Origin of the sequence: Halodesulfovibrio sp. MK-HDV (assembly GCF_009914765.1) — a bacterium.
Taxonomy (GTDB): domain Bacteria; phylum Desulfobacterota; class Desulfovibrionia; order Desulfovibrionales; family Desulfovibrionaceae; genus Halodesulfovibrio.
Genome location: NZ_WYDS01000007.1, coordinates 110,110 through 134,005, shown reverse-complemented (window position 1 = coordinate 134,005; position 23,896 = coordinate 110,110). Strand labels below are relative to the sequence as shown.

The window sequence follows — 23,896 nt, the reverse complement described above, 5'->3', positions numbered from 1 at the left end:
ATTCGTTAATTTCCATTTCCAGCGCACCCATTTTTTCTATGAGACTTCGCTGTCATTCTGGAGTTGTNCAAATTGTTTAAGCGCTTCCTGCATTTTTTTTGGAATTTGCAAAGAATTCTGAATCCGCCATTTTGGTTTCCAGTTCGCTTTGTTCTTCCAGCAGGGTCATGAGATTTTCTTCCATCTTCTCATACGTCTTCTGCTTCGGCTTCAGCTCTTTGTAGATGCGGTTACGCAGTTCTGCCTGTTCACGCTTGAGGCGCTTTTGCTCTTCACGGCTAAGACCGCCACCAGTGGTGGCTTCTTTAACTTTGCCGCTGGCAATGACATTCTGCGCTCTGCGGTACTTGTCGTACTCTTCAAAGCCGCTTTCGTGCACGATAAGACCTTCCGGAGAAAGACTCCAAAGCTGGTCTGCCACTTCTTTTAACAGATAGCGGTCATGCGCTACCATCAAAATGGTTCCTTCAAACGACGCGAGAGCTTCAATGAGAGCTTCGCGTGATTCAAGGTCAAGATGGTTAGTCGGTTCATCAAGCACGAGGAAGTTACAGCGTGACAGGAAAAGAATCGCCATCATCAGGCGGCTTTTTTCACCACCGGACAAGTCTCCGACAATGCGGTCAAAATAGCGTTGCCCGAGCATGAAAAGACCAAGAACAGACATAAGCTCTTCTTCAGTAGTCTTTGGATCAGACAGACGACGGATTTCACTGATAACAGAGTTCTGTGCATTGAGAGTATCAAGCTGATGCTGAGAAAAATAGCCCATTTTTGCTTTAGATGCAGTGGTAATGGAACCATTGTTCTTTTCCAGACGTCCGGCAATAAGCTTGAGTAACGTAGATTTACCGCAGCCGTTAGGGCCTACAAGGGCAATCTTTTGACCACGAAATAGTTGAAATTCTAAATCTGACCAAAGAGTGACACCATCAGGATAGGTGAATCGTAATTCAGATACGCTGAGGATGACTTTTTCCGCAGGAGCAGGTTTCGGCCAAGCAAAGGAAAGGTTTTTGCGCTTGGTTTCAAACTTGATGGTCTCAAGCTCTTTTTGCATGCGCTCCGCCATTTTCTGTTTGGAGTTGGCCTGCTTTGCTTTGGACGCTTTTGCTTTAAAGCGGCGAACAAAGTCCATGTTGCGAGCTATATCTTCCTGCAGCTTAACTGCTTCACGGCCTTTCTGTGTTTCAATTTCGTCCTGAATTACGAGGAACTGTGTGAAATTGCCTTTACGGAATGTCGGCTTGTTGCCGGCAAGGTAGAGCACGTGGCTGCCAACCTTATCCATAAAGATTCTATCGTGCGCAACGAAGATTAGAACACCCTGATAATCAAGCAGGAAGTTTTCAAGCCATTCAACAGCGTCAAGATCAAGGTGGTTAGTCGGTTCATCGAGAAGAAGAACGTCTGCACCAGCGGTAAGTACCCGGGCAAGCTTTGCGCGTTCACGCCAGCCGCCGGAAAGTTCACGCATGGTTTTTAACCATTTGTCTTCACTGAAGCCAAGACCTGTCAGTACGGTCTTTGCTCTGTGTTCTGGGTTGTGCCCATATATTTGTTCAAGCTCTGCCTGACGGATGCCGAGGCGCTTGATGGCTTGTTCGTCCTGTGCTTGACATGCAGCTTCCCATTCTGCCCAGAAATCATTCCAGTCAGGGAGAACTTCCAGCACCCATGTTAATAGGGGCATATCAAGAAGTGACTCGTCCAGCTCCTGCTGAACAAAGCCAAGGCGACAGCCTTTAGGCAGCAGCACGCGTCCCGAATCAACGGACACAATACCGGCTACCATTTTAAGAAGTGTTGATTTACCGCACCCGTTTGCGCCGCAGACGCAAAGGCGCGTACCATCCGCAATGTCCAGTGAGAACTGGGGGATGATTTCGGTGCCACCGTAAAATTTGGATATGTTGTCTAATGTAATGCTCATAGTTTTCTCGAGAAGCCTCGAATACCAGATGCTGTATGGAAACACCAGTACGGTGATTTACTATGATTGTAATTTGCTATTCACTTAGTATAGTGTGGCTTGAAACAGAGAAAACGTTATTTCGTGTATACGTTGTGTACTGTTGATAAATCTATAATTGAGATGTCATGCGATCTCGCATGCTGTCGTACTATAACGTCGGGAGCTATTCATGATCTTGGGAGTAGAAGGAAGTCCGCGCAGAGGTGGTAATTCGCAGGCAATGCTGAAGATGTTTTCAACTGTTTGTTCTCAGGAATCAATGCCTTTTTTTGAGGCAAGTCTGCGTGATTATCGATACGAGCCGTGTGTGGGATGCGAACGATGCAGAAAAGATAAAATCTGTACAAAGTTTCATGATGGCATGTCACTTCTGTATCCCCGAATTCAGGAATCCAAAGGACTGGTACTTATTTCACCGGTGCATAACTACAATGTGACTGCATGGATGAAGAGTTTCATTGACCGACTCTACTGTTATTATGATTTTACGAATACCCGTCCCCGTGGCTGGTCCAGCAGATTAGCAGGGCAAGGCAGAAAGGCCGTTATCGGTACGATAGCAGAACAGGAAAGCATTGCGGATGTGGGTGTTACTCTGCAAGCCATGCGGATGCCTTTAGAGGCGCTAGGCTTCGAAATTGTAGAAGAGGTTGTTGTTCTGAACACATTTGATGCTGGCGGAATTAAAAAGAATGATGCTTCGATTCTTCAGGTAGAACAGGCAGCCAAAAAGTTGGTCATGTCCCTTAATACTTAGAGCTCATTTACTTTTTTTGTCTTCATAGATTTCTTCTATTTTTCCATATTGCATAAAAAAGAGGAGAACACCTCCGCTTCCAGAACCTCTGGGAGTGGCGGTGTTCTCCTCTTTTTCTTTATTTCACTGTTTGTTGCTGTGATTCTTGTTATTTTTTGGCGCACGTTTTGCAATTGTCATCCTGACAGAAATTCCACTTGGGAGGAACAGTCATGCAAAGCAGTGTGTATAGTGCCCTATTTGGTGCTCTTACAAATGAACATCGTCTTAACAATATCAGTAACAATCTGGCTAACATAAACACAACAGGCTACAAGCGTGACGCCCTTGCTTTTAAGGATACCTTTGTCAAGTTTGCCCATGATCAGATCATGGAACCTGTAGCAAATGTTCGTTCAGAAAAGCTCTTTCCAGATCCAAAACTCATGGCAAAACCACGTATTGCGGTCGCCCAGACAGACTTCACTGCGGGGGCTGTAAAGCTCACGGGAGACCCGCTGGACGTGGCTATCCACGGGGAGGGCTTCTTTAAAGTCCAAACTCCTGACGGTGACTTTGTGACACGTAACGGAAAATTCCGTCAAAGCACTGACGGGACGCTGGTTACAGACAGAGGCTACCCCGTACTGGGAGAAGGCGGCCCGATTACGCTTCCACGTAATTCAAATATTGTGATTGGAGATCAGGGAGAGCTGCTCGCAAACAACGTGCAGGTAGCAAAGCTTCAAGTGGTTACATTTGACGATCTGCGTGGGTTGGAAAAGCTCGGACAGAACATGTTCAGAGTCCGTGAGGGTTCCGACATTGCAGAACAACCCGCAGCTCAGGCAACTGTTCAGCAGGGTGCATTGGAGTCTGCAAACGTAGAGGTTGTTTCTGAAATGGTGAACATGATTGAAGCTCACCGCCAGTTTGAAGCCTACACCAAGATAATGAAAACCAGTAGTGAACTGGATAAAAACTCAACGCAACGCCTGGGTAAAGCCAGCGCTTAGTCCTGTGGAGGATAGTAATTATGATGCGTTCCCTTTGGACTTCTGCATCCGGCATGTACGCCCAGCAGCTGAATATTGATACCATTTCCAACAACCTTGCAAACGTAAACACCATTGGCTTTAAGAAAAGCCGCGCAGAATTTGAAGACCTTATGTACCAGTCCATGAAAATCGCTGGTTCTCCGAACTCTGATGGTGGACAGGTTCCGACTCCTGTTCAGGTTGGTATGGGTGTTCGCCCTGCCAGTGCACATAAGTTTTTCTCTCAGGGTGATTTTCAGAACACTAGCAACCCGCTTGATTTCGCCATCGAAGGCGACGGCTTCTTTCAGGTAGAAGTGAATGGCGAGCTTCGCTACACCCGCGCAGGTGCCTTCAAGCTCGATAAAGACGGAACTGTTGTTACCTCAAACGGGTACAAGCTTCAGCCGGAGTTTATTGTTCCGGAGAATACAAAAAGCATCACACTTTCCGCTAACGGTCGTCTTGCAGCAATAGATGCGCAGGGTAACGAATTAGCAGGTGCAGATGTTCCTTTGTACTCATTCATCAACCCGGCGGGTCTCGATCCACTCGGTCGTAACATCTACTCCACAACAGAAGCTTCAGGCGAACCAGTAGAAGGTGTTCCGGGCGAAGATGGCACCGGTACTATTGCTCAGGGTTTCCTTGAGATGTCTAACGTTGAGATCGTAGACGAGATGGTAAACATGATTGTTGGCCAGCGTGCTTACGAAATGAACTCAAAAGCAATTCAGACTTCTGACTCTATGTTGCAACTCGCAGCACAGCTCAAAAGCTAACGTATAACCTTCGGAATATGCGTATGCGTAATTTATTCGTTATCTCCATGCAGCGGGCAGCCATATGCTGCATGACAGTGTTTCTGCTCGCAGTAGCAAGCAGTGCTGTTGCCGCGGAAACAGAGTGGCATTTTACGGTTCTTCCTGCCGCTGTAGTGACGGGCGATATTGTTTTGTTGGGCGAGATTGCAACGCCTTCAGGTGATATCCCGTCCCAGTCATGGGAAAAGTTTGCAAAAGTAAAGCTGTGGCCTTCTCCTCGTAATTACGGGCGTCCGATGGCTATCACCCGAGCTAAGCTTCGCAATGTGTTGCAGCGGTATTTGGGAGGCATGGCAAGCAAGGCAATTCTTCCAGGCTCTATCGCGATTCAGCGTGGCGGCAAGGTTGTGCAGAAAAATATGCTCTCGCAAATGGTAACGCGCACTATCAGTAACGCAACGCAACAGCTGGATGGTGAAGCCATTCTGCGCGACACAACAATTCCGAATTTTATCTTTCTTCGCGATGCAAAAAATAGACTCGATATTGAACCGTTAACGACTGTGCAGGCAGGACGTATCGGGATTCGTTTCAGAGAACTTGATCCTAACGGACAAGTTGTTCGCCGTGTGACCGGTGGAGCGTTTCTGGATTTATGGGTAACAGTGCCATGCGCTGCCGCCCCTGTGAACAGAAACGAGATTTTGACACCGGATAAGATCACCTACGAACGCAAAAACTTGGCGTATCTGCGCGGTGAAGCGTGGGATGGCAGAGGCGGTCCATACCGTGCAATGCGAACCCTCGGAGCTGGAACACCAATTTTTGAAGGCGATATAGAAGCCGTTCCTGTGGTGGCAAAAGGCTCACGTATTGATCTTATATACAGGGGAGCCGCGGTTCGTTTGTCCGTAGTTGCTAAGGCAATGGAGGATGGACGCATCGGAGAAGTAATTCCGGTTCGCAATTTGCAAAGTAAAAGACAAGTTTACGCAACTGTGCTGGATGACAGTACGGTGATTATAGAAAGAAATCGCTAAGACCCTTGATCTTAGCCGATATAACAAAGTTTTTGAGTACGAGGTATTCCATGAATGTTCGTTTTTCCACTGTCATCATTCTGGCAGCACTTATGCTGACAGGGTGTCAGGCTGCACATGAAAAGCCGGTTCCATCAATGCCGGTTGCGATACCGCCGGAAATGCTTACGCCTCAAATGGCTCGGGCTAACCCCGGTTCACTCTTCCAGCCTACAAATGCAGATTTTTTGTTTGCAGACAACCGCGCCCGTCGTGTTGGTGACATCGTTATGGTGAACATTGTGGAAAATGCCAGTGCTAAAAACAAGGCAGACACCACAAGCGATAAAGATTCTTCAATCAACCTCGGTGTAGATGCCTTCTTTGGCCAGTCATCAATTCCTCTGTTGGGCTCAGTAGCCAACCCTATGTTGAAGGCAAGCGGAACGACTAAGTTCTCGGGTGAAGGCGAAACGACGCGTGAGAACAAGTTTACCGCAACTGTTGCTTGCCGTGTGTTGAAAGTGAGCCACGGCGGTCTTCTTCAGATTGAAGGTGTACGCGAAACACAGGTAAACGACGAAACGCAGTACTTGATGATTACCGGCCTTATCCGTGCCCGTGACATTGCAGATAACAACAGCATTATCTCAAGTCAGGTTGCGAATGCCCGTATTAAATATTTCGGCGAAGGCGTTATTGCTGACAAGCAGAAGCCAGGCTGGGTTACACGCCTTATGGATACCGTGTGGCCGTTCTAGGATAGGAAGAAAATAGTATGAAACGTATTCAACACATCACAGCATTTTTGATCTTCGCATTCGTAGTGGCTGTTGCTCTTCCGCAGTCTGCCAGTGCAGCGCGTATCAAAGACATAGCTGACTTTGGCGGCGTCCGGGATAACCAACTTGTAGGCTATGGCCTTATTTCCGGTTTGGGCGGTACTGGTGACAGCACTTCCTCAACGTTCACGGTACGTGCAGTTGTGAACATGTTGGAAAAAATGGGCGTAAGCGTTAGCCCGCGCGACATTAAATCCAAGAACGTCGCAGCCGTAATGGTAACAGCAAAACTTCCTGTTTCCTCAAAGCCGGGTTCAAGAATCGACGTAACTGTTTCCAGTCTCGGTGATGCAAAAAGTCTGCTTGGCGGCGTGCTTCTTATGACACCTCTTAAAGGTATCGACGGACAGGTATACGGCCTTGCACAGGGTGCAGTTGCCATCGGCGGTTATTCCGCAGAGGGCAAAGCAGCCAAGGTACAGAAAAACATTACCACCGTGGGACGTATTCCAAACGGTATGAACGTGGAACGCGCAGTGCCGTTTGAGTTCAACAGTCAGGACACTCTGACGCTGAACATGCACAATGGCGATTTTTCCACAACGAATGAAGTTGTACAAAGTTTGAATAGAGCAATTGGCGGAAACTTCGCCTTTGCCAGAGATATTTCCACTATCTCTCTGGATGTCCCTCCACAGTACAGAAATAACATCGTACCGTTGATGGCAGCCATTGAGAACATTGAAGTGACACCTGATCAGAAAGCACGCGTTGTTGTTGATGAGAACACAGGTACCGTTGTTGTCGGTAGTAATGTTCGTCTCTCACCAGTGGCGATTGCACACGGCTCCTTGCAGATTGTTATTAAAGAAGACGAAAAGGTTTCACAGCCTAATCCATTCTCTGAAGGTGAAACCGTAACAACTCCGCAGACCGATGTGAAAGTGAAAGAAGAAAACAAACGTCTGGTACTGATTGAAGGCGCGACCTTGCAGGAACTGACTGAAGGTTTGAACGCCATAGGCGCAACACCGCGTGACCTCATCTCTATCCTCAATGCTCTGAAAGCAGCCGGTGCGCTGCATGCGGAACTGGAGGTAATCTAAGATGGTAGCTCCTGTAGATTCTGAATTGCTGAATGCCTCACTTGGGGCGCAAAAGCTTAAAGCACAAACAAAACAGCTTACCGCCCTGCAAAAGGGCGGCGAAGCTGGTGATGCAAAGCTGCGTGAAGCTGTGGAAGGATTTGAAGCCATTTTTATTCAAAAAATGTGGCAGCAGATGCGAAACACGATTCCGAAAAGCGGTATGTTCAAGAGTCGTGAGGAGAAGGTGTGGCAGGGGATGTTTGATCAGGAATTGTCTGTGAAGATGTCCAAATCCGGCGGCATTGGGTTATCTGACATGCTCTATAAGCAGCTTTCAGACAAACTTGGCGACGCCAGCCGCGACACCAACAGCAAGGGCGGCAGTGTTGCTGCAGTCCGTGATCTTTCTTCAACAGATGTGTTCACTAAAGTAAAAGACCTTTCTTCGTCTGCAAAGTTGGCAGCCGTTCAAACTCCAGAAGATCTGTATTCCCCGATGGGAGAACAGGAAATGGAAACGGACACCACGGTTACCCGCGTAATCAACACGAATTTGCAGGCTATGACTGACAAAGATGTTGTGGAGAACGTGGATGAGCTGGAACGCCAGCTTGTGATGGATTACATCTCTGATCCGGATCGGATTCTGGCAGATCCTCCGGAAACTGAGCCTGTAAATCAGGCAATGGCAACGCCAGCGGCGCAACAGCTTGCCGTTGAAGAAGAATTAACAAACCCGACGACTCTTGATGCTTCAAACGCAGTGTCACAAGTTATGGGAATGGGCGGGCCGCTTGAGCCTTCCCCGGATATGGCGACAATTAATTGGCCGCTTCCCGGACCTATTTCTTCCAACTTTGGATGGAGAAAAGATCCGTTTACCGGGAAAAAAGCATGGCACAGTGGCGTTGATATCGCTGGTAAAACTGGTGATTCTGTTGCCGCAGCATGGGATGGCAAAGTCATCTATTCCGGTGAAAAGAAAGGATACGGCAAATTGGTAGTTCTGGAACACCCTAACGGATGGCGAAGCTACTACGGTCACAACAGTAATTTGAACGTTGAAGTTGGCGAAAAGATCGCGGCTGGCAGGAAAATTGCTGAAGTAGGTAGTACAGGGCGCTCCACAGGGCCGCATTTGCACTTTGAAGTGCGACAAGGCGAACTTGCATGGAACCCTCAACAGATCAGATCTCGCCTAATGGCGGGGCTTCCCATCGGTCGGGTAACGTAAAGGACATACCATGTATACAGAAACCTACCAGAATTTACATCGTCAAGAAAAAGCACTTGAGGTGCTTGAGACATTACTTACGGAAGAGTTTGCCGAGTTACGCGAGCGCAAACCGGAATCAATTACCGGAATAGAGTTCTCAATTCATGAACTCATGCGCCAAATTGCAAATGAACGGACAGATTTGAAAGCTTCTTTAGGCGGACAACGTCTTGCTGACGTACTCCAGATCCTTGCAGAAGAAGAACAGGCAGAACTCAATGGATTGCTTGGCCGCATAGATGTTTTAGAAAAACGTTGTTCCCGTCAGGCTTCTATGAACGCAGAACTGGCACTTGCGCTGCATGATCAGAGTCAGGCTCTGCTCAATCATTTGCAAAGTCAAATTCAACCTCGCAACAACGCTACCTACGGAAGAACCGGTGCATACACGCAAAGTCGTCCGGAGGCCGTACTGATACACGGGAGACTGTAAATGGCTATAACCTCGTTACTCAATTTAGGCGGTAATTCCGTCTATACTCCTCCTAAGGAACTCAATACTACTGATAGCAACATTCCTGTACGCAATTCAGGAACAGTTGTGCCTCCAGACCAGTCTGGCAAGACCTCCGGTATTTATTACTTACCGGGTCTTATGAATATCAGTACGACTGGTAACGAGGTAGTATCTCGGTTTGTGGAACAGGTAGAGCAGCAAACTGTTGCCCGTACCTCAGATTTTGCACGCTGGGACAGTCAGCGGGATATGCTGCTTACTGTTGATTCTATGTTTGCCACAGAAGATGCACTCGGGTCTCAGGACAATATCAGCCGCTTCTTTGATAACTGGAAAACATTAAGCCAGAACCCGCAGGACGAAGCAGCCAGACAGGAAGTTCTCGCCAGTGCAGACTCAATGTCTCAGATGCTTCGCGAACAGCGTAATATGCTTGATTCTACATCAAAAGCACTTTCAGAAGCTACTCATGAGTCTCTGGTTGAACTGAACGATAAATTACAAGCGTTGGTGGATGTGAATGCACGGCTCGCCGCACCGGAAGGTGTTGGTGCCCGTAGTGATTTGATTCATGAACGTAATGCAATTGTACATGCCATTTCTGAAAAGCTGGATATAGAAACCAGCGTAAACACCCGTGAGCAGATGCAGGTTTCAACCCGCTCCGGCTTCACATTGGTGGACTCTACTTCAGCATATACATTGCAGCTGAGTGAACCTTCTTTGACGCCGCGCCTTACTCCGGCTTCCACCTTTGACGGTACCGTAAGTTTTTCCGGAAATTCCTCACGTGAGGTTATTCTGGAAGTAACTCAAGGTGGCGCTGTAGGGACAGGCGAAGTGCGCTTCAGGGCTTCTTTAGATGGCAAACGCTCATGGCTTTCCGATGCGGAAGGAAACGATATTCAATTCGCGGTAGCGTCCAATGGAACAGCGCCTTCCGTACAGAATCTGGATGTTCGTTTTAACTCTAATTCAGGGATGCTTGCATCAGGAGACACTTTCTCCATTATTCCTAAGCAGCATGTGACAGGTTTTACGCCGCACGGACGTGTAAACCTTACACCGCAGAGCTTCTTTGACGGTAGTGACAACGAACTGCGTATTACCGGCGGGCAAATTGCCGGCCTCATGCAGCTGCGTGACAATAAGCTTGGAAACTACACAGAGAAGCTTGATGGTCTTGCCTCTACCATCATTACTGAAGTGAACAAACTGCACGCGCAGGGCGCGTCTGTTGTTCCTCAGACAGAAATTTCTGCCACAAACGCAGTGGTAAATCCGGATGCTCCGCTTTCAAGCAATGGCTCCGGTCTCGCTACAGGCGACACAGTATCTACCGGTAAAATGACGCTGTTTGCTTCTAATGCAGAAACAGGCAAACCTGCGCCAACTACAGCCTACGGTATTGTCGATTTTTCCGGCGTTGCGCCGTACGTTCGTGATTTTAATCCGGCAGTTCATTCTTTGAACAACGTGCGTGATGCTATCAATAGTTCCCTTGGACAGTTTGGTACTGCAAGCATTGAAAACAATGCACTGCAAATAACCGCTGCTGAGGACCATACACTTTCTTTTGGTGAAGATAGTTCCGGTTTGTTTTCTGCGTTAGGTATGAACACATTTTTTGCTGGAACCTCAGCAAACGATATGAACGTGCACGAACGCGTCAGTGAAAACGCCGTCGCTATTAACGCAGGGGTAGTAAACAATGCTGGCTCTGTTGCAACTGAAAGTGGCGATACTGCAAAATCTATTGCTGCATTGAAAGACACATCGTTTTCTTTCAACACTCCGGGTGAAGCAACTAAAACCGTGAGTGTACGGGACTATTACTCCACTTTGAGTGCACAGGCAAAAGACGATGCAACAAAAGCATTATACAAAACGCAATTTAATGAAGCACTGCTACTTGACCTTTCTCGTCAGAATGCCACAATACATGGCAACAACTTTGATGCTGATATTTCCGAAATGACGAAATTCCAGCATTCATACAAGGCGGCAGCGAAGCTTATTACATCTGCGGAAGACATGATGCAGGTTATCGCGGGTATGCCGAATTAACAGAAAAACACTGTGAAATGGCGGATGCCGCTTGTCGCAGTTGTTCCTGCGACAGCAGGTTTTTGTCATAAACCTCAGCAAGAGTAGTGACGCCTATGCTTATCCTGACCCGACGCGCGGGGGAGAGCTTGTGCATAGGGGACAACATAAAGGTCACAGTCCTCAGTGTACAAGGAAAGCAGGTAAAAATTGGGTTGGATATACCGGATGGGATGCCAGTATACCGCGAAGAAGTTTACCTGCGAATTAAAGAACAGAACCGTCAGGCAAGTGAAACGCTCGACACAGACTTTTTAATGGCTACAGAATTATGGAAAAGCAAAAAGAAATAGTAATCGAAACCCGAATAGGTACACAGAGTGTCTCAATAGATAAAGTCATTGAGTTCCCACGTGGACTGTTGGGTTTCGAGGATCATCACAACTTTACGTTGCTTCAGCTTCGCGATGCCTCTCCATTTCTTGTTCTGCAAAGTATGGATGCTCCGAGTCTGGGTTTTCTTGTGGCGGACCCATACAGCTTTATTGATGACTACCCTGTCATCATTAATTCGGTGGATGAAGAAACCTTACAGGTTGAAGATCCCTCCGATGTCGCCGTGTTGGTAACAGTGACCATTCCGCATGGAAGACCAGAAAATACAGCTTTAAACCTTACAGGCCCGATTCTGGTAAACAGAAAAAGTCGTCGTGGTGTGCAGACGCCGTTGACTGATAAAAACGTGCCTACCCAGCTCTATTTAAATATAGAGAGCAAATAATTTTCGCTGTTGCGAAAATAGGATGCAAATAAAAAAGGGTGAGTTGATTGTAATCAACTCACCCTTTTTGCGTGCTCTTCTAATTCTTCAGATTGAGGTAGCGACGGTCAGGATTCAAAGAAATTAGTTCGTAGTACTGGACAATTGGATCAGAAACCAAATTGTCAGCCAGAAACTAAAGACTTCAGCCTGAGGCCAGCCAGCTCAACAAAAACTAGATAACTTTGTTCAGTGCGTATTCGATAATACCTTCTGCGCCTTCTGCTTTCAGACGCGGAATAAGGTCACGAACAATGCTCTGGTTTACAACAATCTCAACGGAGTGCCATGTAGTATCTGTGAGCTCTGCAATAGTAGGAGAGTTCAACGATGGAATTTCGTTGAGGATTTCAGGAAGTCTATCGCTTGGTACGTTCATTTTAAGACCAACGAGGGACTCTGCACGAAGTGCGCCCTGAAGCAGCAGATCAATCTGTTCGATTTTGCGGCGTTTTTCAGGATCAGCCCATGCAGCTTCGCTTGTAACAAGCTGGGTGTTAGTTACGAGAACTTCTGCGATAATACGCAGGCCGTGAGCGCGAATGGTAGTACCTGTTTCGGTTACTTCCACAATCGCATCAGCAAGTCCTTCAACAACTTTAGCTTCTGTTGCACCCCATGAGTACTGAACATCAACGTCGATGTTAGCATCTTCAAAATATTTCTTAGTCACGCCAAGCAGCTCGGTTGCAATGCGTTTGCCAGCAAGATCTTCCGGGCGTTTGTACGGAGAGTCACCAGCAACAGCCAGAACCCAGCGGGCAGGACGGTTGGAAACTTTGGAGTAGATAAGGTCTGATACAACTTTTACTTCAGCACCAGTTTCCAGCAGCCAATCTTTACCTGTAAGGCCGACATCAAGGATGCCGTCTTCAATGTATGAAGGGATTTCCTGTACACGGCAAAGACGCGCGGTGATTTCCGGATCATTGATCTCTGGAAAGTAGTTTCTGTTGTGCTGGTGAATTTTCCAACCGGAACGCTCGAAGAGGCTGAGGGTTGGTTTTTCAAGAGAGCCTTTAGGCAGACCAAGTTTGATAATCGGATTGGTAGAAGACATTATGAGTAGACCTCCTTAGGGTCGAAAACTAACGGCGAGCAGATTGTAATGTCGCCTTCTTTGTTACGTTCACGATAAAAACAGCTTTTATACCCTTTATGGCAGGCCGCGCCGCCTTTTTGCTCTACGATCAGCAGAATTGTATCGCTGTCGCAGTCAAGGCGCACGGCCTTGATATGCTGGGTATGTCCTGACGTTTTGCCTTTATGCCAAAGCGCACTGCGGCTTCGGCTAAAGTAATGGGCTTCGCCCGTCTCAAGAGTCTTGTTCCAAGCTTCTTCATTCATATAGGCCATCATGAGCACTTCGCCAGTCGCTGTGTCTTGAGCGATAGCGGGAACAAGACCACCTGTTTTCGCAAAGTCAGGGGTAAAGTCTGTCATTTAAATCCCTTTGGTAGTCTTAGTTATAATGTTTCGAGAAAGATTTCCAAATTTGTAAATTGTATGCCTAACTAATAATTTAACGGGTGGCAACACCCAGAGGGTACAAAACATGCGGGCTGCGCCGCTTTTTTTTATGTTTTGAGCCAGCGTTACGCTTCGATGAGCCTCCGGCGGCACTTATCAGTGGGGTGCCTTTGGCGAGTCTGCGACGCTTTTTCTAAGTTTTTGCCTCCGGCGGGCCTCCGACGGGCAAGGGCTCTGCCCTGCACCCGCAAGGGGGTCGCCCCCTTGACCCTTTTAGTGGGGTATTTTTTGGGGCGGATAAATATAATTTTTAGGCGTTATGTTTATTTTGGGTGATAACTAAGCTTTTTTGAAGCATGCAGTATGTGAATATCTCTGCAAACGGACAAGATAATCAGGTAAAATTTATATGTAGTTAGCGGACTACGTCCACGTGGATAGAGGCAAGGTGTTCCAGCTCTTCGCTGAGGGAAAGAGCATGGCCTAGTGTGTCTGCCCAGCAAACAAGTCCGTGTTTTTCCATGTACACAGCATCGTGTGTCATGGCGGCTTTTCCCGTTGCTTTTGCAAGCTCTACGGTACCCGGTTCAAACGCAGGTGCCGTTGTCATACGGGAGCCAATCAAGTCTGTTTCAAAAATCGGAAGCTTCAGCATGTTAGCGGGTTCAACAAGCACACCCAGTCCAAGAATTTTTGGTGGATGTGTATGTAAAATTGCACGCGCCTTAGGCTGATTGCGATAAATCTCAAGATGCATTTCGCCTTCGGATGAAGGTTTGCTGCCTGCCAGAATTTTACCGCTGGAAATTTCTACAAGAACAAAATCTTTTGGTTCAAGGCATCCTTTGGCGGAGCCTGTTGCTGTCATTAGACAAGCATCACCAAGGCGAATTGACGCATTACCGTTGAATCCTGAAAAAAGTCGACGAGTCCATGCTCTGTGGCAAACTTTTGTGATTTCGGTGATGTCTGCGTATCGAATACCGACGGGTGTAATTAAATTATCGGGCGTAGGTGTCTTTTTGATGTCGATAAGCGGAGTTTTGTCCAACGCTTCAAGCGGCTCAACTCGTAATTTATTCTCTGCAATTTCAAGAATTGTTACGGTGTGAACGCCGATAGGATTCGGACGGGAAGGTGAACGCGTCGCAAAGACACCACGTTTAGGACGGGATCTGTCCCCACGAGGATGAACCGCCATAGTGTCTCTTTTCGCCTTATGAAACCATGTGAGCAGATCAATGCTTTGCCCAACACATAGATTGGCTAAGCCTTCAGCAAATTCCGGCGATACTTCAACCCACGCTTCTTTACCGCCTTCATTGCCCTGTTTCGGACACTCTTTCAGGTCATCAAATTGAGTACGAACTCTACCGATAAATTGAACTTCAGCTGTCATGGTACTTTCCTATCAAACGAAATAATTAGGCATCCGGTTCCAGATTTCGCGCTAAATAGAGTGAGCATCGTCTACGGACAACGTCTCTCCTGCACATATACGCAGTCAAGAGGTCGTACCTCTTGTGGGGTGGAGGGGCTATCCCTGAGGCATAAACACTCAATAAAAAAGCGTCGCAGACCTGCCAAAGGCACAAACCGTCAAAAGAAAATCGCTACGCGAAATGATCAAACCCATGCTCAGTGACCTCTTGTCCATTCAGAACAATTTTTCCATTGTTGGTTACGGCACCAAGTTTTTGTATTTGAGGAAGTTTTACACCTAGTTTTGCAAATATGGAAGCAGGGCATGTTCCAAGCAGCGCATAATCTTCGCCACCTTTAAATGCTTCGAAGATTGGATTGATATCTTTTTCCAGCGCGTAGGATATTTGTTCTGCGTGCAGCATGTCGGTTGTAATATTGATGCTGGCACCTTTCGCTGACGGTTTGTCTGCTGATGCTTTGGTCTTTTCTCCGAGGAGCCGCGGAATATCGCGTGCGAGCCCGTCGGATAAATCCATGAGCGTTACACCGCTGTAGGCAGACAGAATTTGTCCGGTTTCAATTTGCGGTATTGGTCGCAGATGTGCGTTGGTAGCTGTGGGGTATTCATCCACGGCATTACGACCGATGGCCTCAAGCGCGGATAACCCTGTTCGAGCAAGTCCGAGTGGTCCGATGAGGAAAATGATGTCTCCTTCTGAACAGCCTGTGCGGTTGAGGAATACCGGAGTTCCGCCTGCGGTGCGAGTTGGTGCGCCCCAGATGGTTACGGATGTTCCTAAAATAGGCGATTTTGACAGGTCGCCACCCGCGAGGGGCACATTGTGCTGTTTGGCAAGACTTGCCATACCGCCGAAGAATTCATCCCAGTAAATCTGGTTCCGACCTTCGGGAATCATAAGATCGAGAGAGAACCCAAGCGGTGTTGCGCCGGATGCAGCAATATCACTAAGGCTGACCGCGAGCGCTTTATAGCCGATGTCGGCGGGGGAAAAATATTGCTCACGGAAATGGATATCTTCAAGAAACAGGTCTGAAGATAAACAAATGCGTTCAGGGCATGAAAGAACAGCGCAGTCGTCACCGCGTCCTATGATGAGGTGCGCATGGCTGTTTGGAAAATGTCGGTCAATGCAATCTAGAAAAGCAACTTCGGAAGATAGTTTTTTATGCGTCATGGAAAAGCTCCTGAGTGTTGGCGCCTGACAAAGTCTCGCAGACCGTAAAGATAGCGTGTTTGTCAGATTTCGTCATGGATATTGGATTAGTCTTCCATAACTAAATAAGCTTCCATAATGACCTTAAGTCCGAAGCCGGGGAAGTTTACACGGAACTTGTCCGGTGGCACATGCTGAATAATTTTGCCACGACCGAATATTTTGTGTGCGCAGTACCCTAATTTAATGCCGCCGAGTCCGCTGCTTGATGCAGTGCCAGCCGATGGCTTTGGTGCACTTGAGCCACTTTTTTGTGGGGAACGGTGAGGCGCAGCACTTGTTGGGCGTGCTGTTTGCGTTACGGTACCTGCGTAGTTTTCGCGCCATTCTTCGTAGAGGGACGCTGGGATGTCACGTACAAACGGACTTGGGATTGCAGGCTCGTTACCACCTGTTCCACGTGCGTAGAGTGAAGAAGGAACAAACAGCCCGAGATATTTACGTGCGCGGGTACATGCAACGTACATGAGGCGACGTTCTTCTTCGAACTCGTCGGCTTTTTGTACCGCATGACGAGATGGGAAGCGATCTTCTACCAAATCGATAATGAGTACTGCGTCCCATTCCAAACCTTTTGCTGAATGGATTGTGGACAGGGTGATGATATCTTGATCCTCGTCTTCCTTCTTCTGTGTCGGATCTTCCAGAGACATATCGGATAAGAAGAGGTCGATGTCTGAATAGCCGGACGCAATCTGCACAAGCTGTTCAAGACCATGTTCACGACGTGGATAGTCATCTGGATAGATAAGCTTGAGCTTCGGCTTGTAATGTTCAAGCACTTCTTCAAGTAGCTCAACAGGCTCAAGGCGTTGACGGCGTAAGGAATCGATCAGGTCGAGGTCTTCGCGTAGATCGGGGTAGCGTACGAGCGCTTTTTTCAGTTTGCTCGGATCTTCAGCCTGTGTAGCTTCATAAATTCGAATAGAAGTCTTTGGGCCTACGCCCTTGATGTTGGCAGTAAGGCGCTGGAATGCTGGTAAGTCGAGAGGGTTCATGAGCAGACGTACGTAGCTCATGATGTCCTTAACGTGCGCAGCATCGGAGTATTTTAGTCCACCGAATTTACGGAATTTCAAGCCTAGTTTATTGAGCTGAACTTCCACATGGTAGGACTGGTAGCCAGCGCGGAACAAGACTGCAATTTCCTTGTTCTGGTACTTCTTGCGAAGCTTGCCGATTTTATCCACAACCATTTTAGCCTGTGTCAGGTCAGAAAGAGGAATAAGCACTTCCGGCTTTCTTCCATCTTTTTTGTTTGAGAACAGATTTTTTTGGAATGCCTGCGGTGCATCTGCAAGAATGGCGTTGGTTAAATCGAGAATAGGCTGGATGGAACGGTAGTTTTCTTCCAGCTTAACCATGTTGCAGCCTTTGAACAGCTTTGGAAAATCAAGGATGTTCTGCACGTTTGCGCCACGGAATGCATAAATAGACTGCGCATCATCGCCAACAGCCATAATGTTACCGTGACCGCCTGCGAGGAGGCGAACAATGCGTGCCTGAACGAGGTTGGTATCCTGATATTCGTCTACCATTATGTACTTGAAGCGCTTCTGGTAGTATTCGCGGACATCTTTATTCACGGTAAGAAGCTGTTCAAGTTTGAAAAGCAGATCATCATAATCGAGTAGACCATGCTGTGACTTGTACTGTTCGTACTCTGAGCCAATGCTGGCAATGTCGTCACGGTATGCAGCAAGGTGAAATGCTTCACGGCGCAGGATGTCGTGTAGTTCAATTTCCTTGTTACGGCTCTTGGAGAGCATTCCCATAACAGTCTTGATCTTAGGGAATGACTTGTCGCCTTTGCCTACTGCAAGCATATCTTTGCAGTATTTAAGCGCACCACTAGCGTCCGCAGAATCCATAATGGAAAGCGATCCCTGATATTCTGCCGGAGGATTCTGACGCAGAACAGAGTACGCGAAAGCATGGAAAGTGCCGCCGGTAATGTTGCCGACAGAGTGTCCAAGCAATTCTGTGGCGCGATGCAGCATCTCTTGCGAGGCTTTGCGGGTAAAGGTGAGCAGTAAGATCTCGTGAGGCGATACGCCTTGCTCGATCATGTTTGCAAGACGGTACACAAGCGTACGGGTTTTGCCGGAACCGGCGCCCGCAATAACAAGCATAGGGCCTTCAAGTGTGGTTGCCGCATCGTACTGGGCAGGGTTCAATTCATTTTTGTAATCGATCATGATGGTCTTTTTTTTATGCCTCCGGCGGGCAGAGGGGGAACCCCGTTTTTCAAAAAAACGAGGTTCCCCCTCTGCACTCCCCCTCCTGAAAAAGGTAAGGGCGCCGAGAGCGTATGAAAATTTTTTTGGCTTTGCCGATTATGAGACTCCGTTGTTCAATCGCCTTTGCACGCTACTTGTATTGTTCAAGAACGGCAGAAGTGTTGTAACGGGAAGCTCCTTCAGCCCCCTTCTTAAAAATCTAACTTGTAGACTAGAGAGGCTGAAGGTTTGATAACAATATGTTTTTGTTAACTAAAAGGTGGTGGTGCAAAAGCCGCGAGGCTGCATAAAAAACGGGCGAATCTCGCAGATAAAAGTTTTAGGAGATTCTTAAGAAGCCCTTTTTCAAAGCGGTAGCTGTTCTCGAAGAATAAGAGATTACAGATAGCGACAGTGTAACAGGGTTCTTAAGCCGCCGGAGGCAAACACCGTAGGTTCGCCGAAGGCATCTAGCTGCTCAGCATCTCACAAAAACAAAAGAAGCATCAAAGTTGTTACCTTTCAGTAAGCTGAAAATGTCGTAAAATTTCAGTGCCAACATCTCGCACGCGTTGAGGCTGTGCGTTTTGGCTATCATAAAAGAAGGTGTCTTGCACTGTGTGCGTTCCGGTACGTCCAAAAAATCCAAATGGTTCGCGTCTGTTGAATTTGGCTTTGAGATCAAATCCAGCGACGGACTCACATACGAGGTTAGGCGCAAACTGTGCCATTTTACCGGTATAGAGCTCGCGCCCTTTGTGAATTTTCTTGAACACAGGCTGACCGTTGTAGGTCACGGACATGAGACGTTCTGTGATGTGTTGTTCTAGCGCAAAAACGTCTGAATCCGCAACACTGCCGTTCGCAAATCGACTGGCAGCGTGGATGTAAATACGCCCCGGGTCAAGTGCAAAAGCTTTGCAGTGCGCAGATATCTGTTGAGGATCAAGCTCGCTGCATGCCTCTGGTGGCAAATGCGTTTTGAATAGCTCCATTTGTCGCAGTAAGGCGTTAACGTCAACTTCTGTGATGAGCCGCGTAAAGCCGTGGTCTGCTAGTGACATGAGCCGTTTTGGCTCTGGCAGTGTGTCGTAGGCATCGAGAAATTCACCAATCAGAGCATCCCATTCTTCCAGTAAGCCTAGGCACTCTTTGTGCCACGGGTGATCTGCTTCTTCCACTGCATCGTAGAGAAAATGGAAGAGGCGGTCTGTTTCTGTGAGCACAAATATGAAAAGATCCCATGCGCCGTCTTTCCATAGTAGAGAAAAGGCGTGTTTTCTTGCTGTGAGTGTTTTGCGTAGTTGATCAAGCAGGAACGCTGGGTCAGTAGCACCTGTTGTTGTGTCTGCTTCGAGCAAAAAATCTGAGCCGAGCATGTTGAGCAAAAATTTTGGGTAAACCGCTTGTGACAGTTCATCCGCGACAAAGCCTGAAATAAGCATCCCTTTGATTGGGCGCGCCGGATATGTGTTCGGTAGGTTAATACTACGCGTGCGGAGTCCTTTTTCTGCAAGCCTATCAAAGATAGTCGGATGCTGTGGTTGCTCAAAGTTGCAGAGCCCCATGGTGTAGTCTCGGCTGTGGATTCTGGTAAATCCGTAGACTCCGTGTTCTCCGGGGTCTGCTGCTGTGTAAAAGCTTGTCCAGTTTACGGGTGAGAGTTCCGGTAGCTCGGCCTGCATTTCTGTTGCGCTTGCAGTAAGCCGTGCAAGGGCAGGGAATCGGCCTGAAGCAGCGAGGCGTTTAGCTAGAGACAGTGGAAGACCGTCTAACCCGAGAACAACAAGCTTTCCGTTGGCGTTGGTATTTTTTTCTATCGATGACATGTGCAGGTGTTTACCAGATGGCTATGCACAGGGCTAGAAGATAACGATTGCAGAGTAGCATTTGTAGAAGCTGCTTGTGAGAAGAGGGTGTTGAGAGGTGTTGTCACAGTTGAAGTGGAATATTTGAGAATGAATATAGGTGTCAGTATTGGCTGTGCAGAATCGCACGTTGCTTTTAAATTAAAAAGTAATGTACTCGTGTAATAATGTAACACTAAGTAAAAGTTTAATTTTACAATTATTGCGCCGATACAACTATTACGCTTTTTGACACATTCTTTTACAGAACCTCGGGGGGTGACATGAAACTATTGTCTAACATTTCAATGAAACCAAAATTAATTGGTTATTTCCTCGCAGTGGGTCTTCTCCCACTCGTTGTTATAGGGTGGATATCTAGTAACAGCGCATCCGATGCATTAATGCAACAGGCTTATGCACAGCTGGAAACGGTTAAAGAATCAAAAAAGCTAAACGTTTTTGAAATTCAAGAAGATTGGAAAAGTGCATTACGTGGTCTTGTAGGCACTGTTAGTCACTTAGAAGATTCTGCTTCTGATAAGATGCATATTATTGAAAGCCAGAGAGCCAAAGAAATAGAAAGATATTTTATAGAACAGTTCTCTAAGATTACAATGCTTGGTCGTGATTCTGATTTAAACAGAATTGCATACTCGTTTACTCAGCTTTCTAATACTGGTTCCAGAGATTCTCAGGACTGGAGCAAGCTGGACATGTCATCAGGTTGGCGGATACGCAACTTGTGCAGAAAGAATGGCTGGGAAGATGTTCTGCTGATTAGTGAAGCTGGTGAGATTGTCTATTCTTCTAAGAAGGGGAGTGACCTTGGTGAAAGCCTTGCAACAGGTAAGCTGAAAAGCACAGCACTCGGCAAGGCGTTTCAGGATATCAGCACACAGTCTCATCGCAGCAAATTAGCAGATTTTGAAGCGTATGCCCCTGCTGATGGCGCGCCTATGGCGTTCGTCATTACCCGCCTTATTGATGCCCGAAGTAACCTGAGTGGTTATATTGCGGCAGCTATCCCCGATTCTGCAATGAACCATATCGCACAGGACAGAACCGGTCTTGGTGAGACTGGTGAAGCATACTTTATTTCGCTTGAAGGTAAGATACCTACCTTACGTAGTACGCTTTTTACCATGGGCGATGGCGAGTTTGGTATTGGAAAGGAAGTTTCTACAGATTATCTCAACACGGTAAAAGAAACAGGCGAACCCCTAGAAGGCTTGTATGTGGATAGCGTTGGTACTCTTTGCATGGTGCTTGTAAAGCCGCTGCTAATAACCGGTGTGAAATGGGCACTTGTTATCAAAACAAATCTTGAAGAAGTTTTGGCAAACGAAAGTGCTGATGGCTCTAGTTTGCTAAAAGATTTTGCAGCTGAGAGTGGCTTCGCAGATCTATTCCTTGTTCAGAAAGACGGCTATATTTTTTATAGCGTCTTACGCGAAGCAGATTATCACACCAATATTAAAACCGGTGAATTCTCCAACAGTAAATTTGGTGAAGTGTTCAAAAAAGTACTGGAAACCGGTCAGACAGCCATCAGTGACTTTGCCCCGTATGGGCCGAGTAATGGACTGCCGTATGCGTTCCTTGCGCAGCCTGTCGTGAAAGATGGTGAAGTGCAGTTCATTGTCGGACTTCAGATGTCTCTTGATTCCATCAATAAAATTATGAAGCAACGCGCTGGCATGGGAAAAACAGGCCAGTGTTATATTGTGGGTAGCGATAACAAAATGCGCTCCCGAACTTTTCTTGATCCTGACACGCGAAACGTAGCGGCTTCTTTTGCTGGATCTGTTAAAAAGAACGGTGTGGATACTGAAGCGACTAAGCTCGCCTTGTCCGGCAAGAGCGGTACGAAAGAGATTGTTGGCTACAAAGGGTCAACGGTGCTTTCTGCGTATACTCCTGTCGAGTTCGGTTCTTCTACATGGGCACTTATCGCTGAGATTGATCAAGCGGAAGTCACTACGCCTGTTGCACTACTGAAGAAAAATGTTTGGATTGTTTCGTTAGTAATCGGTTTGATTGTTGCTGTGTTTGCATATTTGATTGCGATCAGCATTACTCGACCGTTAGGACGTGTTGTTGAATTTTCAAAACAGATTGCCCGCGGCAATTTTGATGCATCATTGAGTATTAATCAAAATGATGAACTCGGACAGCTTGCTGCGGCAGCACAGGCAATCCCTCATACGTTACGTGAAGTAACCGGAACAGTGGAAGCTGTGAGTGCGGCAATCAGTCATGGTAATCTACGGGAGCGTGGAGACGCCACACAATTTAAAGGCGGGTATGAAGAGCTTATTCATAACACTAACGCCTTGTGTGATGTGTTTGTGGAGTTCCTTGATGTTATGCCGATGGTACTGATGTCTGTTGATACAAACTCGAATATATTGTTCATGAACAAGTTTGGTACGCATGTCGGGGCAGGAGTTGTCCCAGAACGTGTTGCAGGGAACAAGTGTTTCGATACGCTTAATTCCACAGATTGCCGTACAGATCGCTGTGTTTGTGACCGAACCATTGAGAGTGGGGTTGAAGAGGCTTCAGAGGCGGATCTGTTGATCAACGGTGAAGGTTCTCACGCAATCTTCTCTGCTATTCCTATCCGTGTTGAAAGCGAAGTTGTCGGTGCACTCAAGATTATTGTGGATCAGACTGATATTACAAAAGCGCAACGCAAAATGCGTGATCTCGCAGAGAACGCAGTAGATATCAGCAGCCAGCTTTCTTCCGCAGCGGAGGAGCTGTCTGCACAGATTGAACAATCCAGCAAAGGGGCGGACATCCAGCGTGAACGCGCATCGGAAACCGCCACTTCTATGGAAGAAATGAATGCGACAGTGCTTGAAGTGGCTCAAAATGCATCACATGCTGCGGAAAACTCTGAACAGACCCGTGCGACAGCGCAGGACGGCGCGGAAGCAGTGCAGGAAGTTCTAGCGACTATCGGCGCTGTTGATACAATCTCTCACCAGTTGACTGTAAGTATGGAAGAGCTGACAGGGCAGGTTGCTTCTATTGGTGAAGTAATGAATGTCATCAATGACATTGCGGATCAGACCAACCTGCTTGCACTGAACGCAGCAATTGAAGCTGCCCGTGCAGGTGATGCAGGGCGTGGCTTTGCCGTGGTTGCTGATGAAGTGAGAAAGCTTGCTGAAAACACCATGAATGCAACGGATCAGGTTGGTGCGGCGATTACGTCTATCCAGCAGGTTACACAGCAGAATATGGAAGAGGCGCAGCGTACTGTAGAAGCTGTTGAAAGAAGCACCGCGCAGGCTCATCGTTCAGGTGAACTGCTTGGCAGTATTCTTTCCTACGCGAATGATTCTGCCGATCAGGTTCGAGTTATTGCGACAGCTGCAGAAGAACAGTCCGCTGCGGCTGAAGAGGTTTCCCGCGCAACCGAAGAGATTAATAAAATCTCATTTGAAACATCTCAGGCAATGGTGCAGTCAACAAGTGCAGTCACAGAGCTTGCCAGCCTTGCAGAACGGTTGAATAGTTTGATTAGTGAAATGCGTTAATTAGTATATGAATGAAAAAGCTCTGTTCTCGTTGAGAGAACAGAGCTTTTTTATGTGCAGCCAACAATACTTAGTATTCAAAAAAGTGTACGTTGTTGTGTAAATGTTATATATGCTGTTGACATAACGTTCATGTGATGGCTTGTATA

General features: G+C 47.2%; 18 protein-coding genes and 1 pseudogene. 12 read left to right on the top strand and 7 right to left on the bottom strand.

From position 1 onward, the window contains the following. Positions 1-68: 68 nt before the first annotated feature. Positions 69-1,933: pseudogene (locus MKHDV_RS07510) on the bottom strand (ABC-F family ATP-binding cassette domain-containing protein); the annotation flags it as partial. 211 nt (positions 1,934-2,144) lie between these two features. Between MKHDV_RS07510 and MKHDV_RS07505 the strand changes: the two are divergent. From MKHDV_RS07505 to fliW, 11 genes are all read left to right on the top strand, one after another. Next, the gene (locus MKHDV_RS07505) at positions 2,145-2,732 is read left to right on the top strand and encodes a flavodoxin family protein (RefSeq protein ID WP_160713845.1); all 588 of its coding nucleotides are present in this window, start codon (positions 2,145-2,147) and stop codon (positions 2,730-2,732) included. A gap of 212 nt (positions 2,733-2,944) precedes the next feature. After that, a complete protein-coding gene (gene flgF, locus MKHDV_RS07500) occupies positions 2,945-3,727 on the top strand; it encodes a flagellar basal-body rod protein FlgF (protein WP_160713843.1) in 783 nt (260 codons plus the stop codon). 20 nt (positions 3,728-3,747) lie between these two features. Continuing rightward, on the top strand, positions 3,748-4,530 hold the full coding sequence (flgG, locus tag MKHDV_RS07495) for a flagellar basal-body rod protein FlgG (protein WP_160713841.1): 783 nt from the start codon (positions 3,748-3,750) through the stop codon (positions 4,528-4,530). Between the two features lie 23 nt (positions 4,531-4,553). Then, complete coding sequence (gene flgA, locus MKHDV_RS07490) at positions 4,554-5,552, top strand: flagellar basal body P-ring formation chaperone FlgA (protein WP_160713839.1); 999 nt, start codon at positions 4,554-4,556, stop codon at positions 5,550-5,552. 50 nt (positions 5,553-5,602) lie between these two features. Continuing rightward, positions 5,603-6,292 carry a flagellar basal body L-ring protein FlgH gene (locus MKHDV_RS07485; RefSeq protein WP_160713837.1) on the top strand — a complete coding sequence of 230 codons (690 nt, stop codon included), beginning with the start codon at positions 5,603-5,605 and terminating at the stop codon, positions 6,290-6,292. A 17-nt stretch (positions 6,293-6,309) separates the two neighbouring features. After that, positions 6,310-7,419 (top strand): flagellar basal body P-ring protein FlgI, encoded by a 1,110-nt coding sequence (locus MKHDV_RS07480; RefSeq protein WP_160713835.1) that lies wholly within the window; start codon positions 6,310-6,312, stop codon positions 7,417-7,419. 1 nt (position 7,420) lies between these two features. Next, positions 7,421-8,635, top strand: a complete 1,215-nt coding sequence (locus MKHDV_RS07475) for a peptidoglycan DD-metalloendopeptidase family protein (protein WP_254060428.1) — start codon at positions 7,421-7,423, stop codon at positions 8,633-8,635. A 10-nt stretch (positions 8,636-8,645) separates the two neighbouring features. Beyond that, positions 8,646-9,110 carry a flagellar protein FlgN gene (locus MKHDV_RS07470; protein WP_160713833.1) on the top strand — a complete coding sequence of 155 codons (465 nt, stop codon included), beginning with the start codon at positions 8,646-8,648 and terminating at the stop codon, positions 9,108-9,110. After that, complete coding sequence (locus MKHDV_RS07465) at positions 9,111-11,201, top strand: hypothetical protein (protein ID WP_160713831.1); 2,091 nt, start codon at positions 9,111-9,113, stop codon at positions 11,199-11,201. Between the two features lie 95 nt (positions 11,202-11,296). After that, on the top strand, positions 11,297-11,533 hold the full coding sequence (gene csrA / locus MKHDV_RS07460) for a carbon storage regulator CsrA (RefSeq protein ID WP_066854570.1): 237 nt from the start codon (positions 11,297-11,299) through the stop codon (positions 11,531-11,533). Next, positions 11,512-11,961 (top strand): flagellar assembly protein FliW, encoded by a 450-nt coding sequence (gene fliW, locus MKHDV_RS07455; protein WP_160713829.1) that lies wholly within the window; start codon positions 11,512-11,514, stop codon positions 11,959-11,961. Before csrA ends, fliW begins: the two co-directional genes overlap by 22 nt. Before the next feature lie 214 nt (positions 11,962-12,175). On the opposite strand, the gene hisG is transcribed toward fliW, so the two are convergent. From hisG to MKHDV_RS07425, 6 genes are all read right to left on the bottom strand, one after another. Then, positions 12,176-13,060 carry an ATP phosphoribosyltransferase gene (hisG, locus tag MKHDV_RS07450; RefSeq protein ID WP_160713827.1) on the bottom strand — a complete coding sequence of 295 codons (885 nt, stop codon included), beginning with the start codon at positions 13,058-13,060 and terminating at the stop codon, positions 12,176-12,178. Further along, on the bottom strand, positions 13,060-13,443 hold the full coding sequence (hisI, locus tag MKHDV_RS07445) for a phosphoribosyl-AMP cyclohydrolase (protein ID WP_160713825.1): 384 nt from the start codon (positions 13,441-13,443) through the stop codon (positions 13,060-13,062). The genes hisG and hisI overlap by 1 nt, the downstream gene beginning before the upstream one ends. A gap of 442 nt (positions 13,444-13,885) precedes the next feature. Further along, positions 13,886-14,869: a tRNA (N6-threonylcarbamoyladenosine(37)-N6)-methyltransferase TrmO gene (tsaA, locus tag MKHDV_RS07440; RefSeq protein ID WP_160713823.1), complete on the bottom strand. Its 984-nt coding sequence runs from the start codon at positions 14,867-14,869 to the stop codon at positions 13,886-13,888. A gap of 214 nt (positions 14,870-15,083) precedes the next feature. Beyond that, entirely contained in the window at positions 15,084-16,091 is a 1,008-nt protein-coding gene (gene thiL / locus MKHDV_RS07435; RefSeq protein WP_160713821.1) for a thiamine-phosphate kinase, read from the bottom strand. Between the two features lie 86 nt (positions 16,092-16,177). Then, complete coding sequence (locus MKHDV_RS07430; protein WP_160713820.1) at positions 16,178-18,328, bottom strand: ATP-dependent helicase; 2,151 nt, start codon at positions 18,326-18,328, stop codon at positions 16,178-16,180. Positions 18,329-18,864: 536 nt separating this feature from the next. Then, a complete protein-coding gene (locus MKHDV_RS07425) occupies positions 18,865-20,178 on the bottom strand; it encodes an alkaline phosphatase family protein (RefSeq protein ID WP_160713819.1) in 1,314 nt (437 codons plus the stop codon). 302 nt (positions 20,179-20,480) lie between these two features. Between MKHDV_RS07425 and MKHDV_RS07420 the strand changes: the two genes are divergently transcribed. After that, the gene (locus MKHDV_RS07420; RefSeq protein ID WP_160713817.1) at positions 20,481-23,747 is read left to right on the top strand and encodes a methyl-accepting chemotaxis protein; all 3,267 of its coding nucleotides are present in this window, start codon (positions 20,481-20,483) and stop codon (positions 23,745-23,747) included. Positions 23,748-23,896: the final 149 nt, after the last annotated feature.

Coding starts and splice junctions, on each gene's coding strand:
- MKHDV_RS07505 (WP_160713845.1), top strand. CDS start 2,145: ATGATCTTGGGAGTAGAAGGAAGTCCGCGCAGAGGTGGTAATTCGCAG.
- flgF (WP_160713843.1), top strand. CDS start 2,945: ATGCAAAGCAGTGTGTATAGTGCCCTATTTGGTGCTCTTACAAATGAA.
- flgG (WP_160713841.1), top strand. CDS start 3,748: ATGATGCGTTCCCTTTGGACTTCTGCATCCGGCATGTACGCCCAGCAG.
- flgA (WP_160713839.1), top strand. CDS start 4,554: ATGCGTAATTTATTCGTTATCTCCATGCAGCGGGCAGCCATATGCTGC.
- MKHDV_RS07485 (WP_160713837.1), top strand. CDS start 5,603: ATGAATGTTCGTTTTTCCACTGTCATCATTCTGGCAGCACTTATGCTG.
- MKHDV_RS07480 (WP_160713835.1), top strand. CDS start 6,310: ATGAAACGTATTCAACACATCACAGCATTTTTGATCTTCGCATTCGTA.
- MKHDV_RS07475 (WP_254060428.1), top strand. CDS start 7,421: ATGGTAGCTCCTGTAGATTCTGAATTGCTGAATGCCTCACTTGGGGCG.
- MKHDV_RS07470 (WP_160713833.1), top strand. CDS start 8,646: ATGTATACAGAAACCTACCAGAATTTACATCGTCAAGAAAAAGCACTT.
- MKHDV_RS07465 (WP_160713831.1), top strand. CDS start 9,111: ATGGCTATAACCTCGTTACTCAATTTAGGCGGTAATTCCGTCTATACT.
- csrA (WP_066854570.1), top strand. CDS start 11,297: ATGCTTATCCTGACCCGACGCGCGGGGGAGAGCTTGTGCATAGGGGAC.
- fliW (WP_160713829.1), top strand. CDS start 11,512: ATGGAAAAGCAAAAAGAAATAGTAATCGAAACCCGAATAGGTACACAG.
- hisG (WP_160713827.1), bottom strand. CDS start 13,060: ATGTCTTCTACCAATCCGATTATCAAACTTGGTCTGCCTAAAGGCTCT.
- hisI (WP_160713825.1), bottom strand. CDS start 13,443: ATGACAGACTTTACCCCTGACTTTGCGAAAACAGGTGGTCTTGTTCCC.
- tsaA (WP_160713823.1), bottom strand. CDS start 14,869: ATGACAGCTGAAGTTCAATTTATCGGTAGAGTTCGTACTCAATTTGAT.
- thiL (WP_160713821.1), bottom strand. CDS start 16,091: ATGACGCATAAAAAACTATCTTCCGAAGTTGCTTTTCTAGATTGCATT.
- MKHDV_RS07430 (WP_160713820.1), bottom strand. CDS start 18,328: ATGATCGATTACAAAAATGAATTGAACCCTGCCCAGTACGATGCGGCA.
- MKHDV_RS07425 (WP_160713819.1), bottom strand. CDS start 20,178: ATGTCATCGATAGAAAAAAATACCAACGCCAACGGAAAGCTTGTTGTT.
- MKHDV_RS07420 (WP_160713817.1), top strand. CDS start 20,481: ATGAAACTATTGTCTAACATTTCAATGAAACCAAAATTAATTGGTTAT.